13 protein-coding genes are annotated in these 13,262 nt (G+C 59.5%); 5 read left to right on the forward strand and 8 right to left on the reverse strand.

Going from position 1 to position 13,262, the window contains the following annotated elements; translation table 11 throughout:
• The first annotated feature begins 70 nt into the window (after positions 1–70).
• Positions 71–964, forward strand: coding sequence for a LysR family transcriptional regulator (locus tag HU811_RS00725; protein ID WP_186653240.1), 894 nt, complete (start codon positions 71–73; stop codon positions 962–964).
• An 81-nt stretch (positions 965–1,045) separates the two neighbouring features.
• Here the strand turns inward: HU811_RS00725 and HU811_RS00730 are convergent, their stop codons facing one another.
• On the reverse strand, positions 1,046–1,468 hold the full coding sequence (locus HU811_RS00730) for a VOC family protein (protein WP_186653243.1): 423 nt from the start codon (positions 1,466–1,468) through the stop codon (positions 1,046–1,048).
• Between the two features lie 67 nt (positions 1,469–1,535).
• Complete coding sequence (locus tag HU811_RS00735) at positions 1,536–2,528, reverse strand: DMT family transporter (RefSeq protein WP_186653246.1); 993 nt, start codon at positions 2,526–2,528, stop codon at positions 1,536–1,538.
• A 92-nt stretch (positions 2,529–2,620) separates the two neighbouring features.
• Between HU811_RS00735 and HU811_RS00740 the strand changes: the two genes are divergently transcribed.
• Positions 2,621–3,529, forward strand: a complete 909-nt coding sequence (locus HU811_RS00740) for a LysR substrate-binding domain-containing protein (protein WP_186653368.1) — start codon at positions 2,621–2,623, stop codon at positions 3,527–3,529.
• 67 nt (positions 3,530–3,596) lie between these two features.
• Here the strand turns inward: HU811_RS00740 and HU811_RS00745 are convergent, their stop codons facing one another.
• Positions 3,597–4,538: a DMT family transporter gene (locus HU811_RS00745; RefSeq protein WP_186653249.1), complete on the reverse strand. Its 942-nt coding sequence runs from the start codon at positions 4,536–4,538 to the stop codon at positions 3,597–3,599.
• A 74-nt stretch (positions 4,539–4,612) separates the two neighbouring features.
• Here HU811_RS00745 and HU811_RS00750 point away from each other — a divergent pair, with 74 nt between their 5' ends.
• Positions 4,613–5,467 (forward strand): LysR family transcriptional regulator, encoded by an 855-nt coding sequence (locus tag HU811_RS00750; RefSeq protein ID WP_186653251.1) that lies wholly within the window; start codon positions 4,613–4,615, stop codon positions 5,465–5,467.
• Here HU811_RS00750 and HU811_RS00755 read toward each other — a convergent pair.
• Positions 5,464–7,206 (reverse strand): amidase, encoded by a 1,743-nt coding sequence (locus HU811_RS00755; RefSeq protein WP_186653254.1) that lies wholly within the window; start codon positions 7,204–7,206, stop codon positions 5,464–5,466. The two genes, HU811_RS00750 and HU811_RS00755, sit on opposite strands and share 4 nt — an antisense overlap.
• A gap of 264 nt (positions 7,207–7,470) precedes the next feature.
• On the opposite strand from HU811_RS00755, the gene nhaA reads away from it, so the two are divergent.
• Entirely contained in the window at positions 7,471–8,664 is a 1,194-nt protein-coding gene (gene nhaA / locus HU811_RS00760; protein WP_092396643.1) for a Na+/H+ antiporter NhaA, read from the forward strand.
• Positions 8,665–8,744: 80 nt separating this feature from the next.
• Here nhaA and HU811_RS00765 read toward each other — a convergent pair whose 3' ends face one another.
• Genes HU811_RS00765 through arsB form a run of 4 tightly spaced genes read right to left on the reverse strand, consistent with a single transcriptional unit; the run spans position 8,745 to position 12,612 of the window.
• On the reverse strand, positions 8,745–9,935 hold the full coding sequence (locus HU811_RS00765; protein ID WP_367616223.1) for an MFS transporter: 1,191 nt from the start codon (positions 9,933–9,935) through the stop codon (positions 8,745–8,747).
• Between the two features lie 19 nt (positions 9,936–9,954).
• Positions 9,955–11,058: an NAD(P)-binding domain-containing protein gene (locus HU811_RS00770; protein WP_186653257.1), complete on the reverse strand. Its 1,104-nt coding sequence runs from the start codon at positions 11,056–11,058 to the stop codon at positions 9,955–9,957.
• A gap of 36 nt (positions 11,059–11,094) precedes the next feature.
• A complete protein-coding gene (locus HU811_RS00775) occupies positions 11,095–11,442 on the reverse strand; it encodes an ArsR/SmtB family transcription factor (RefSeq protein ID WP_186653260.1) in 348 nt (115 codons plus the stop codon).
• A gap of 54 nt (positions 11,443–11,496) precedes the next feature.
• The gene (gene arsB / locus HU811_RS00780) at positions 11,497–12,612 is read right to left on the reverse strand and encodes an ACR3 family arsenite efflux transporter (RefSeq protein WP_186653263.1); all 1,116 of its coding nucleotides are present in this window, start codon (positions 12,610–12,612) and stop codon (positions 11,497–11,499) included.
• A 235-nt stretch (positions 12,613–12,847) separates the two neighbouring features.
• Here arsB and HU811_RS00785 point away from each other — a divergent pair, with 235 nt between their 5' ends.
• On the forward strand, positions 12,848–13,261 hold the full coding sequence (locus HU811_RS00785) for an arsenate reductase ArsC (protein WP_186653266.1): 414 nt from the start codon (positions 12,848–12,850) through the stop codon (positions 13,259–13,261).
• Position 13,262: the final 1 nt, after the last annotated feature.

The following is a 13,262-nucleotide window of genomic DNA, read 5'->3' on the forward strand; positions in this document are numbered from 1 at the left end:
ACGTTATGCTTTGCGATGTCACCCGCCCAATGCTATTAATGCCGCGCCCTATGCACAGGAGGCATTGCCCTTGGAACTCGTTTGGCTTGAGGATTTTTCCGCGCTTGCGGAATACGGCAGCTTTGTTCGGGCGGCTGAAGCGCGCCACGTAACTCAGCCCGCCTTCAGTCGCAGAGTCCGTTCCTTGGAGAACTGGATGGGTGTGGAATTGTTTGTACGCACGCCCCAAGGAGCGACCTTAACCGAGGCTGGAAGACAGATTTTGCCTAGTGCTCAAGAGGCTGCCAGACGTTTGTACCGGATGCGGTCTGAGGCACAGGAAGTGGCGGGGATGGCTGCAAAAACACTGCAATTTGCAGCAACTCACTCCTTGTCATTCACCTTCTTCCCAAGATGGTTGAGAAGTGCTGAAAATGGCGCACCGATAGATGCGGTACGTCTGCATTCAGACAGCATGGCCGTTTGCGAGCAGATGCTGATTCACGGCCAGGTTCAATTTCTGCTTTGTCATCGCCACCCAGATGTACCGCCTTTGCTAGCCCCTGATCAGTTCATTGGAAAGAGAGTGGGGGAGGATGTACTCGTGCCACTGGCGAGCCCTTCTGCCCATTTCGGAACCTCCCCTGAAACACTGCCTTATTTGGCCTATACCCACGAATCTGGACTTGGCCGAATCGTCGCTCACCGGCTCCACGGCAAAGAAGATTATCTTCATCTGAAGCCTCTTTTCAGCAGTCATCTTGCTGCCGTTCTGATGTCAATGGCATTGGAGAGCAAGGGGGTTGCTTGGTTACCCAAAAGCCTGACAGAGCAGGAAATGATCGATGGACGTCTTGTTCGGGCGCTCGACGAAAGCTGGGATATTCCTTTAGAAATTCACCTCACGCGCCCGACTGCCCCTATTAGCCCGTCCGCAGAAGAATTCTGGGCTAGGGTGGGCAACGATAAGGCGCGTTCTGTATGACACGTCGCGTTGCTCAATAGGAATACGCGCGGCGAGGCAAATGATTGAACACTAAGGGGCCTCTAATGGCCCTTTTTTGATTCAGCCCTTGCTGCCGTCGGCAGCGCTCCGAGCAGTAGCATCATGGCAGCAGACACACAGCTTGTTGCCATCGAGGTCTCGAAAATAGGCGCCGTAATAGTCGGGATGGTAATGGGGCCTCAATCCAGGCGCTCCCTCACATGTTCCCCCCAGGGCCAGTGCGGTTGCGTGGCTGCGTGCGACAACCTCCCGGCTGGGTGCCAGCAGCGCCACCATCTGACCGTTACCGGGCGCGCTTGGGTTGCCGTCAAATGGTTTTCCAATCACGAAGATGGGGCGAGGTGAGCCTTCAGAAATCCAGCCGGCCCAGCCCTTGCTGGCGTCGCTGAATTTCAGTGTAAGGCCAAGCCCGGCCATTATCTTTGAGTAGAAAACGAGCGCACGGTCATAGTCGGCTATGCCTAAAAAAACGTGAGAAATCATGGTGGCTATCCTTGCGGTCAGTGGACCCAATGAGTCTGGCAAGAAACGATAGTCAGTGAAAGATGCATCATCCGCTACGCTTGGCGATGTTCTCATTGTGCCGGGCGCGGGCGGTCGATTCGCTGGATGTCAGGATGATACGAACGGCCACAACCACGCCGACAAGAACACCGGCAAGCCCTGAGGTTTCCCAAAGTGTCGGCAGTCGCTGATGAAACACCAGGCCCAGTACCGTCGCGAAGAGTGACTCCAGGGATATCAGTTGCCCGCTAAGGACCATGGGCAGGCGACGGGACGCGGCATTCCACGCCCAGGCGCCGACGACAGACGACATCAGCGCGATAAAGAGCCCCCAGGCATACACATGCCCAGCCAGGGAAAGGCTGAAGCCCAGACTTGGCAGTTTCAGTAGATCAAGCGCCAGTACGGCAGGTAAGGCGATCAAGGAGCCCAGCCCGGCACCTGCCATCATCAGGCCGGTCCAGGCCCCTGATGCATTGACCGCGAGTTTTTCCAGGCCCCTTTGATTCAACGCGGCGAATACGAGCCACAGGACAACAGCGCTGATTGAAAAGAACAGCCCCTTCAGCCAGGCGCCCTCGCCGGTCGGGGGGTGATTGACGCTGCCGACGTTCAACAGCAACAGCCCGCCTGTCATCAACGCCAGTGGTATCGCGAGTTTGCGCCATTCGATGGTTCTGCTCGTGGCGTTGCCGAGTACGGCCTGTAGAAGCGGCACCATGCCAATAAGCGCCGGGGTCAGTACCGGTCCTGCATAAATCACCCCGGCGGCAATGCAGGTGCTGTATCCGAGGTATCCGATAACGCCCAGGCTTGCGCCGAGAAGCTGCTGTTCGCGGCTCAGGAATCGGAGCCGGGCGCGATAGAACACCATGACCCCTGCACCCAGCGTCCCGGCGATCAGAAACCGAACGATCATCAAGTCGTAGATCGAATAGGCCCCGGTGACGTAGGGCGCAATGAAATTCAAGGCCCAACTCAGCGTGGCGACGACGGCGAGGGCCACGCCTGTGGTGGTGTTTGAGTCACTCCTGGGCATCAGGCCTCTCCGCGGGATATTCAGCTCATGTTGCACAGCGTCAGCGCTATGCTACAAACGAGTTCTCGGCCACGGATGCATTACCGGTGATTATGAATACGCTTGGAAAGTCTTTACCGCCGCTCGCCAGTTTGTTGCCCTTTGAAGCGGCGGCGCGGCTGGAGAGTTTTTCGAAGGCCGCCGAGGAGCTGCACATTACCCAAGCGGCGATCAGTCGGCAGATACGGGGACTTGAAGAGAATCTTGGGCTAAAGCTCTTCAGTCGGCGCAACCGCGCCGTGTTTCTCACCCAGGAAGGACGCGAGTTAGGGCGTGTGGTGAGCAGCGCCTTGCGCAGTATCAGCGATGTCGCCGAGACCCTTCGCCAGGCGCCCGGCAAGCACCGTGTCGTTCTGCTGTGCCAATTGTGCGAGGCGTTCTACTGGCTGATGCCGCGCCTTTCATCATTCCACCAGCAATACCCCGAGATCGAAATCCAGGTGGTCACGTCGACCCGACCGCTGACTGAATTCAATGAGCATTTTGACGTGGCCTTGCAAAGCACGGGGCGCCCCAGTGGTGCGCATGTTCTGGTGTTTACCGCGACCGATGAAGTGTTTCCGGTGTGCAGTCCTGGTTACCTCAATGTCCAGGAGCCACTACCGGTCGCGGACCTTCTGCATCACACACTTTTGCATCACCGCGCCACACCACCCCACTGGCTGCAGTGGGAGGGTTGGCTACAGGCGTTTGGGCAGGCAGCGAATGTCAATTCTCAAGGCGCTGTGTTTGACAGCTACCCCTTGATGCTTCAGGCGGCGGTCGAGGGCCATGGAATTGCACTGGGGTGGCGCCGGACCGCCGCGAGGTTGATTGAAAGTGGGGCCTTGGTAAGGCCTTGCGCACAAAGTATTCCCTTGCCCGATGCGATATCCGTTTTCAGAAGTTCGTACGCAGGAGATCGCGCTGAAGTCAGCGCATTGATTGCGTGGCTGGAGGGGGCGTTGGAGAGTGAAGGCTGACATCTATCACCGCGTCGGGTAGCGACTGACTTGGCGGCTGTTTGCGCTCCGGGCCCGAATAGGGTGCCTACGCCACCCTTGCGGTCTGCCTGGCTTCGGTACGCACCACCAGCCAGATACCGATTCCGGACACCGCCATGCCCGACACCATTTGCCAGGAAAGGGGTTCGTTGAACATGGCCCAGGCCCACAGCATCGTAACGGGTGGGCTGAGGTACAGCACGCTGGCGACCCGGGTGGCTGTCGCCCGGCGCAGGCACAGCCAGTAGAGCCCATATCCGCCGATCGTCGACAAGCCCGCCGTCCACAGCACGCTCAAGGCGAAACCCGCGCTGGGTATCGGCGCGAGGCTGCCTTGTACACCTTCGAGCAAGGCGAAGGCGAACCCTGAAACGCAGCATTGCAACCACAGGTTGGGTAGCAGGCCCAGCGACTGCGACGCCGGGAGATGCTTTTGCCACAATGTCGCGACGGCCAGCGAGAGCATGCCAAGCAGCGGCAGGGCATAAGCCCACAAGGGCGCATCGCCCCAGGCGAGCGCGCCGTGGGTCACCAGCGCGGCACCGGCCAGGCCGATGACCAGGCCTGCCCAGACTCGCCAGGCCAGTCGCTGTCCCAGTACGCCAGCGGCCAACAGTGCCAGCCCCATGGGCAGCAAATCGGCGAATAGCGCGGCAAGCCCTGTCGGTACGCCCAGGGCAATACCTTGGGTAATGCCCGCCAGATAGCCCGCCATGGCCAGCAGGCCAATGCCGGCGTTTTTCAGAAGCACCGCAGGCGAGGTTCGTGCCAATGCCTTGGCGACGAAGGGCAACAGAATGAGCGTGACCACGACGCAGCGCCAGAACACCACCAGCAATGCGGGGGCGTAGTCAATCGAGAAGCGCGCGCCAACGAACCCGGAACTCCAGGTCAGCAGCAGTGCCGCTTCAAGCAGGACCAGGGGGACCGCCCGGTGCCAGACCGGTTTGGACAGGGAAGGGCATGAGATCGATCGATATGGGTTCATGCCCACAGGCTACGAAAGCAGGGTAATCTAATAAATCAAAATATAGTGCAGCAGTTGTTCACAAAGGTTGAATCATGCCGGCCATACTTGATATTGAACTGATACGGACTTTTCACGCGGTGGCGCGCATAGGGAAATTCAGCGCGGCGGCGCAGCAACTGCACAAAAGCCCGGCGGCGGTGAGCGTGCATATACAGCGGCTGGAGGCGGTGGCCGGCGGACGCTTGCTCAACCGTGATAATCAGGCGGTGTCCCTGACCGCCCTGGGCAAACGCTTGCTATCGTCTACCACGGAGCTGCTGAGCACCCATGACCGGGTGTTGGCCGACTTGCAGGGGACCCGCCTGGCGGGGCGCATCACCTTGGGTGTGCCGGATGAATACGCGGACCATGTCATCCGCGACATTCTCCCGACCTTCGCGGCCGCCTGGCCGAACGTGGTACTGGAGCTCAGGACGGCGCCAAGCTACGCGCTGCGTGACCAGGTGCAGCGGGGGAAACTTCAGGCTGCGGTGATTGCCCGGCCGAAGGCGCAGCCGGGCACAGAGTCTCTGCTGTTAACCTCCACGTCGCCTGTTTGGGTCGGCCCGATCAATAGCGTGATTGCCTCGACGCAGCCGCTGCCACTGGCCGTGCATGCTGCGCAGTGTCCTTATCGACAAGCCATGATCGAAGCGCTCAGGCAATGCGCACGCAAGTCGCGCATTGTTCTGGAAAGCCCCTCCACTCAAGCCGTCAAAGCGTGTGTGGAGGCCGGCTTGGCGATCAGTCTGATAGACCGTGCCCGGGTGACGGACAAGATGCAGATACTCGACAGCCTGCCGGTGGTTCCAGAGCATGAGGTGGTATTCATGCGATCGCAGGCATCACACGCCGATGAAGCGGTGAACCTGCTCTCGCGTGCCATGCAGCAGCACTTCCGGCTTTAGGGGCGGCCTGCGCCACGCTTATCTGTCGCTGTCGCCCCCGACAACGGCGGCGTCCGGGGCGGGATCACCCGTTTCGACCCTGTCGACTCAAACGCCGAAGCCAGGCGCAACAGCGTCGAATCGTCATAGGCACGTCCGGCAAACGTCAGCCCGACGGGCATGCCGATGTCCGCCATCACGCCCATCGGCACCGTGACGGTGGGCACGCCCAGGTGCCGGATGGCCAGGTTGCCATTGGCGACCCAGACCCCGTTGCTCCAGGCGATATCGGCGGAGGCCGGATTGACATCGGCGTCTGCAGGGCCGACGTCGGCGACTGTCGGGAATATCACCGCATCGAGCCCAAGCCGGTCCATCCAGTCTTCAAGATCGATGCGGCGGGTCTGTTCAAGTCCCCGCAGTCCGTCCGCCAGGGTGGGAATCTGGTCCCACGGTGTGATGCCGCGCTCGGCCATTCGGACGTACTCATCCATGCCGGCGGCAAGATCGTCCTCACGGTTGGGCAGGGTGCCCGGGTCGTGGGGGAATATCAGCGCGCCGTCAACATCGGCCAGGCGATTGAGTTTTGGATCACCGTTGGCCCGCAGAAAATCATCGAACGCCCAGGCCGACAGGTCCCACAACTCATGGTGCAGGAACTCCTTGGACACCAGGCCCCGGGTGAACACGGTCGGCGCGCCCGGACGATCTCCCTCGCAATTGGAGACCAGCGGGAAATCGACCTCGACCACCTGCGCACCACGGGCCAGAAGTGCCTTGCGAGCCTCTTCCCACAGGGCGATCACTGAGGCGCGGGTGTTGATTCGCTGCCCCGTCGGCCCGCCAATGCCGGGTGCTGGAGCCGTGCCCGCATCCGGATCGGCGTTGATGTACATACGCGGAACGCCGAAACGGACACCCGCGAGTGCGGCTGCGTCGGCGGCAAGGCCGGAATACGAGGCGGGGCGCACCGAGTCGACACTCGGGAGGGGTACCCAGGGCTGCATGCGCCACAGATCGCCGCGAGTGTCAGGGTCATGCGCCACCACGACGTCCAGCACTTCCAGCAGGTCCGCCATCGTCCTGGCATAGGGCACGACAACGTCCATTGTCGGGGTCAATGGCCAGTTGCCGCGCACCGAGATCACCCCGCGCGAAGGCGTATAGGCGCACAGGCCGTTGTTCGATGCCGGGCCTCGGCCGCTCGACCAGGTTTCTTCGGCAAGGCCGAATGCGGCGAAACTGGCCGCCGTCGCAGTACCCGCACCGTTTGAAGAGCCGGATGCGAAAGGCGCGGTGAGGTATTCGCCGTTGTAGGGGCTTTCCGCACGGCCATACACGCCGCGTTGCATGCCGCCGTTGGCCATGGGCGGCATATTGGTCTTGCCCAGGCAGATCGCCCCGGCGGCGCGAAGCCGTTCGATGGTGAACGCATCGCGATAGGCGACCAGGCTCGCGAACGCCGGACTGCCAGAAGCGGCCGTGAGCCCCTTCACCAGATAACTGTCCTTGGCGGTATAGGGAATGCCATCAAGCGGACCCAGGAGCTGACCCTTGGCCCGACGATCATCGGACGCCTGTGCTTCCTTCAGGGCATCGGGATTGCGAACGACAACGGCGTTCAGGGCGGTGGACGTGTCGGCGCCGTCGTAGGCATCGATCCTGGCAAGATAGGCCTGGACCAGCTCGACGGCTGTCGTCTGGCCGGATTCGAGTGCTGCGCGTAATTGGGCGATGGAGATTTCAGTGATTTCGATCATGTTGTTACCGTTGCTGCTGACGGGGACGTGCTGCGCGGAGCCTTTCAAACCGGACCTTGGGCACTTCAGGTGTCTCAAAGTGGGTTCTCATATCAGTGGCATGCACTTTACTACGGGATAAGCGCTAAAGGGCTTAATTGGAAAACCGCCTCCCATCGAGCAGTACCTTTTGTATAGAATGCCGTGCAAGGGTGTCACCGCAAACGCGGCAGGGCAGGTTTAATCAAGCGCAGGTCGGGCCGCCAGCGCGGAGTCGCTGTGCCTATGAGCCCGGAACCGTTGCGCCTGAATAATAAAAGTGAGTCACCTTCCGCCATGGCTTTCCTCTCTCGTTTTTTCGCCGCTGAATCAGCTGGCGGTCTGGCCCTGATGGCCTCCGCCCTGGCCGCGCTCATCGTAGCCAATTCGCCCTGGTCAGAGGTGTACTTCTCCGCACTGCACGTCAAAGCCCTCGGGCTTTCGGTCGGGCACTGGATCAATGATGGCCTGATGGCTCTGTTCTTTTTATTGGTCGGCCTTGAGATCAAGCGCGAAATGCTTGAAGGCCAGTTGTCGCGCTGGAGTCAACGCGCGCTTCCAGGTTTTGCCGCGCTGGGCGGCATGCTGGTCCCTGGCCTGATTTACGTCGCGGTCAACTGGGGCAATGCGCAAACCCTGGGTGGCTGGGCGATTCCCACAGCAACGGATATCGCATTTGCCCTGGGCGTGCTGTCGCTGCTCGGCAAGCGTGTGCCGATTTCCCTGAAGATCTTTTTGTCGGCGCTGGCGATTCTGGATGACCTCGGGGCAGTCCTTATCATCGCGCTGTTCTACACCAGCGATTTGTCCGTCAACATGTTGCTGGCTTCGCTGGGCGTGACTGCTCTTTTGGTGGTACTCAACCGCTGCGGTGTGAAGAGGCTGTTCCCCTATTTGATCGCCGGCGCACTGCTCTGGTACTTCATGCTTCAATCCGGCATCCATGCGACCTTGGCCGGTGTCATCCTTGCCCTGTGTATTCCGCTCGGTGATTCCAACGAAGGAGGGTGGTCGCCGCTTCTCTACCTCGAAGAAAAGATGCATCCGTGGGTGGCTTTTGCGGTGGTGCCCATCTTTGGTTTCGCCAATGCCGGCGTATCCCTTGCCGGTATTTCCCCGAATAATCTGATCGATCCCGTACCGATGGGGGTGGCGATGGGGCTGTTGGTGGGCAAACAGATCGGGGTGTTCGGTCTGGCGGCGCTGGCCATTCGTTTCGGTCTAGCCAAGATGCCTCACGGGGCGAAGTGGTCTCAGATGTATGGCGTGGCGCTTTTGTGCGGAATCGGCTTCACCATGAGCCTGTTCATCGGTGCGCTGGCATTCCCCACTGCGCCCCATCTGGTCGATGAAGTTAAAGTCGGCGTGCTGCTGGGCTCCACATTGTCTGCCATTATCGGAGTCTTGGTGCTGATGAAGGCGGGTTCGAAAAAGAGTTGAGGTGATGTGCGGCGATGCCTTTGCCGGTGTCGCCTTGAAAGCCTGGTTTCAGGCCTGCACAAGGGGCAGTAAAGAGCGTTTCATTTGGCAGGCAGCGCAAGGCTTGTGAGGAAACTGCCTGCCACTAAAACGCACATCACAATCAACAAGGGCGTTGAACCAAATCTCTCCAGGATAAGAGCGGCGGCTACCGGGCCACTGGCTTGGGCGATCAGCATGGGCCGAGCCAATAGCCCCATGCGTCTGCCGTAACCCTCCGGCCCAAAGAGCGCCAAGGGCAGCGTGCCGCGAGCAATGGTCAGAATCCCGTTGCCAGCTCCGTAAAGCGCCAGGGCCACGAAAGCCAGCCATGGAATGGCGGGCAGCAGGAGGGCAATTCCCAACCCGCAAAGCAGGATGGCTATACGAGCCGACCAGGTCGGGTGCAGGCGGCGCCCAATAGAAAACTCTGCCAGCCGTGCCGCGACTTGGGCGGGCCCGATCATCATGCCGATGGCCAGTGCCGTTGCCGTGGCGATGCCGAGCAGTTGCAGCACCTCAAGCAGGTGGACCGAAATGGAAGAAACCACCAGCGATAGAAGCGTCAGTAGCGTTGCCAGCAGCAGGAAGATGCCGTTGCCTGATGAACCGGGGTGTGTGCCGGAAGGGGGGGCTGCAAGAGGTGCCGGTTCGACGGGTAGGTCTTTGTTTCTGGGAATCGCCAGAAGATGGATCGGCAGTCCTATCATCAGGTGCGCTGCGGCTAGCGTGAAGCAGCTGTACCTCCAGCCGATCAAACCTTCCAGGCCGGTAATCAGTGGCCAACCCAGGGTGCTGGCAAATCCGCCGAGTAAAGTGAGGCCGGTTATTGAGGCACGCGCGTTATTGCCCAGCAAGCGTGCGAGCGTGGAAAACACCGCGTCATAAAGCCCGGCGGCCATACCGGCGCCGATGAGGGTCCATGCCAGATAGTAAGTGATCAGGTTACCGGCCGACCCCATTAACAGCATCCCCAGCGCTAATAACACCGAACTGGTGGCCAACACCGATCGGCCACCACGCCGGTCTATCAAGCGCCCGACCAGGGGAGAGCAAGCCCCGGCGACCAACAGTCCCCAGGAGAGTCCGATGACAACACGGGTAATGGACCATCCGGTTTCTTTGGAGATCGGCGTGGCAAGGACTGCCGGCAGGTAATAGGTCGTACTCCAGGCCAGGATCTGTGCGATGCCTAATGCCCACACAAGCCTGGATCGATTGATAGGCTGTTGGCTGCTTTTTCGGGTTGTCACTGTCTGTGGGCTCTTATCGTTATTCGGGCGTGAGCTGCTCGGTTTTGCGTGTGGGCGTGCGAAGCGTTTCCGGAGCGCGGAGGTGGTTCAGTAAATGCCGGAGTATGTGTTCGGCATCTGGCCCTACGCCCCTGAGGGTTGCCGAAGCAAAGTTGCGTTGTTTAGGCAAACCCACAAAGTACAAGCCGGGGACATGCGTGGCTCGTCCGTCACGCTGCCGCACCCAACCTCGTTCGTCCAGCACTGGCAGGCTTTCGAGAAATGCCAGGTTCGGACGAAAACCGGTGGCAAACATCAGGCTATCAACGGCTTCATGCTGGCCATCGGGCCAAACAATACCGGTTGAGGTGACCTGGGTGAACATGGCCGCTTGATTGAAATCGCCGGCTTTGAGTGCCTTGCTGTAGGTGCCGTCGTCCAGTACCGGTGTGCTTTGGTCGTTCAACCAGCGGGTTTTCTCCAGGCCTGTCCATTTCAACCAGGTATGAAAGTCTGCCCCCAATATGCGTTGGGGTACGAACCGAATCGTCTCGCGTGTTGCCAGCGTCACCGTTGCCACTTTGGCCAAATCGTAAGCGATCTGTACGGCAGAGTTCGCGGCGCCAATCACGACGATGCGTTGTCCACCGAAGGGCTGGTTGTTTCGATAGTCGGCACTGTGGAGTTGAGTGCCGTTGAAGCTTCCGAGCCCGGGAATATCGGGTGTGTAGGGGCGGCTGAAGGCTCCCGATGCGACGACCACCGCTCTGGCCAGAAAGTGTTGTCCGCTGGCGGCAGTTATCTGGAACCCCCCGTTCACCCGATCTACCCGCGTGGCCCGAACCCCCTGGAGGATCGGTAGCTCAAAGAGCTCGGCATATTTCTCGAGGTATCGCACCACTTCGTCGCGAGCAGGGTAGTGGCCTGGAGCTGCGGGGAACGGCATTCCCGGTAGAGAGGAGTAGGCCGCAGGCGAGAACAGTTCAAGGCTGTCGTAGTAGTTACGCCAGTTCCCGCCCGGTTGCAGTTGCTCGTCGAGGATGAGGAAACTGAGGCCTTGGCGTTTCAAATGCCAACCGCTGGCCAGCCCTGCCTGGCCAGCACCGATCACAACAACATCGACTGGCTGATTTATTTGGTTCATATGTGCGCACCTATACACGTTTTTGGATAAATAAGATCAGCTCGATCTGCCAGGGCAGCACAAGGGGGTGATGCTCTTGGTGTGGCGCAGGATGTCTTCCAGACGCTGGATAATGGCTGGGCCATCCACCTCGTAGAACACCTGTCGGCCGACCTTCGAGGCGCGAACGATACCGGCATCCAGCAGCACCTGCAGGTGGCGGGATACCACCGAACGCTCCTGAGGCAACTGCGCCGCAATTTCGGTGACATCGGCTCGGCCTAACTGCATGACGCGCTTCAGCACGGCGACTCGCGGTGGTTCGCACAGGGCCTTGAAGAACGCGCCATCCAGCGATTCGATAGCGGCCTCGATGGCTTGGGCTCGGGTGAGTGTTGTAGTCATGCGCCGACTATATGTGCATGAGTATGCACATGTAAAGCGCCGATCAACACCCTCTTAAACAAGAGGATGTTCTTCTGAAACAGAGGTGGGCGAGGCGGTTGGCGTCATTTCTACGCTTTCTTTCGGGAACCAGGCCTGGGTCCGGTTGGCGAAGGCCACCAGCGACAGCATCACCGGTACTTCCACCAGCACCCCGACGACGGTGACCAGGGCCGCCCCGGAGTTGAGGCCGAACAAACCGATCGCCACCGCCACCGCCAACTCGAAAAAATTCGAGGTGCCGATCAGGGCGCAGGGTGCCGCCACATTGAAGGGGACTTTCCATAAGCGCGCCGCCGCGTAAGCAATCGCGAAAATGCCATAGGATTGGAGCAGCAAGGGCACGGCAATCAAGGCAATCAGCAGCGGTTTATCCAGAATGATCTGTCCCTGAAATCCGAACAGCAGCACCACGGTGCCCAGCAGGCCGAGGATCGATAGGGGCTTGACCCGGGCGTTGAAACGCTTGACCGCATACTCGGCCTCGCCGGGGGTTTGCGCCGAAGCACTGAGCTTCAGGCGGGTGAGCACCCCGGCAATCAGTGGGATCAACACATAGAGCCCGACCGAGAGGATCAAGGTTGCCCAAGGCACTTCAATGTCAGTCACGCCGAGCAACAGCGCCACCAGCGGCGCGAAGGCGAAGATCATGATCACGTCATTCAACGCCACCTGGGCCAGGGTGTAGGTGGCGTCGCCGCGAGTCAGCTGTGACCAGACGAACACCATGGCGGTACAGGGCGCGGCACCGAGCAGGATCAAACCGGCGATGTACTGGCCGGCATCGCGGGGATCGATCAGGTCGATAAAGAAATAATGAAAGAACAACACCCCCAGCCCCGCCATGGTGAACGGTTTGATCAACCAGTTGACCACGAGGGTGATGACCAGCCCCTTGGGCCGTTCGTGAATGCGCTTGAGGCTGGAGAAGTCTACCGACACCATCATCGGGTAGACCATCAGCCAGATCAGCCCCGCGACAATGAAATTGACCGAGCCGTATTCATAACCGGCCATGGTCTGGAACAGCTGTGGGAACAGACTGCCCAACCCGATGCCCGCCGCGATACACAGTGCGACCCAAACTGACAGGTAACGCTCGAAAAAGCCGATTGGCTGGGTGTTGCTCATGCTCAAACCTCTTCTCTGTGGATCAGTGGGCGCAGGTTGTGGATGGAGAACCTATATGTAAAAAATCATATATTCCTGAACCTGGGGCGATCTTGTTCAGCAAATTCTTCTAAGAGGATTCTATCTCTATCTCGCTGTAAACGTCGCTTTTCATAGGAAAATAAGCAGTGGAAGCTTTACCTTATATTCGGATAATCATATATTCAACTTTCCGAATATTTGATGAGGCTTCATCATGATTGGCAAAGCCAGCGTTCTCTTCGTCTGCACCGCCAACGCTGCTCGTTCCCAGTTAGCTCAAGCGCTGCTCAGGCACACGGATTCGGAGCATTTCGAGGCATTCAGCGCCGGTACTGCACCCACTGAGGTCGACCCTCGCACCTTCGAAGCCCTGACGCATCTGGGGGTCAGTACGGACGGGTTACGGAGCAAATCGATTGATGAGTTCCAGGGTGAGCGTTTCGATTACGTCATCACCTTGTGTGATAAAGCCGCTTCGGAATGCCAGTCGCTCCCCGGCGCAGGCGAGGCCATGGCCTGGAGCTTCGAGGATCCGGTCACCAGCACCAAGCCCGATGCGTTCCGTCACACGCTTCACGAGATTCATGATCGCATCAAGATGTTTGTCTTGGTGAAAACCAAACACTGAG

The sequence above is a fragment of the Pseudomonas tehranensis genome, from assembly GCF_014268615.1.
Classification (GTDB): Bacteria; Pseudomonadota; Gammaproteobacteria; order Pseudomonadales; family Pseudomonadaceae; genus Aquipseudomonas; species Aquipseudomonas tehranensis.

Coding starts and splice junctions, on each gene's coding strand:
- nhaA (WP_092396643.1), top strand. CDS start 7,471: ATGAGCCCGGAACCGTTGCGCCTGAATAATAAAAGTGAGTCACCTTCC.
- HU811_RS00745 (WP_186653249.1), bottom strand. CDS start 4,538: ATGAACCCATATCGATCGATCTCATGCCCTTCCCTGTCCAAACCGGTC.
- HU811_RS00755 (WP_186653254.1), bottom strand. CDS start 7,206: ATGATCGAAATCACTGAAATCTCCATCGCCCAATTACGCGCAGCACTC.
- HU811_RS00730 (WP_186653243.1), bottom strand. CDS start 1,468: ATGATTTCTCACGTTTTTTTAGGCATAGCCGACTATGACCGTGCGCTC.
- arsB (WP_186653263.1), bottom strand. CDS start 12,612: ATGAGCAACACCCAGCCAATCGGCTTTTTCGAGCGTTACCTGTCAGTT.
- HU811_RS00785 (WP_186653266.1), top strand. CDS start 12,848: ATGATTGGCAAAGCCAGCGTTCTCTTCGTCTGCACCGCCAACGCTGCT.
- HU811_RS00775 (WP_186653260.1), bottom strand. CDS start 11,442: ATGACTACAACACTCACCCGAGCCCAAGCCATCGAGGCCGCTATCGAA.
- HU811_RS00735 (WP_186653246.1), bottom strand. CDS start 2,528: ATGCCCAGGAGTGACTCAAACACCACCACAGGCGTGGCCCTCGCCGTC.
- HU811_RS00750 (WP_186653251.1), top strand. CDS start 4,613: ATGCCGGCCATACTTGATATTGAACTGATACGGACTTTTCACGCGGTG.
- HU811_RS00740 (WP_186653368.1), top strand. CDS start 2,621: ATGAATACGCTTGGAAAGTCTTTACCGCCGCTCGCCAGTTTGTTGCCC.
- HU811_RS00770 (WP_186653257.1), bottom strand. CDS start 11,058: ATGAACCAAATAAATCAGCCAGTCGATGTTGTTGTGATCGGTGCTGGC.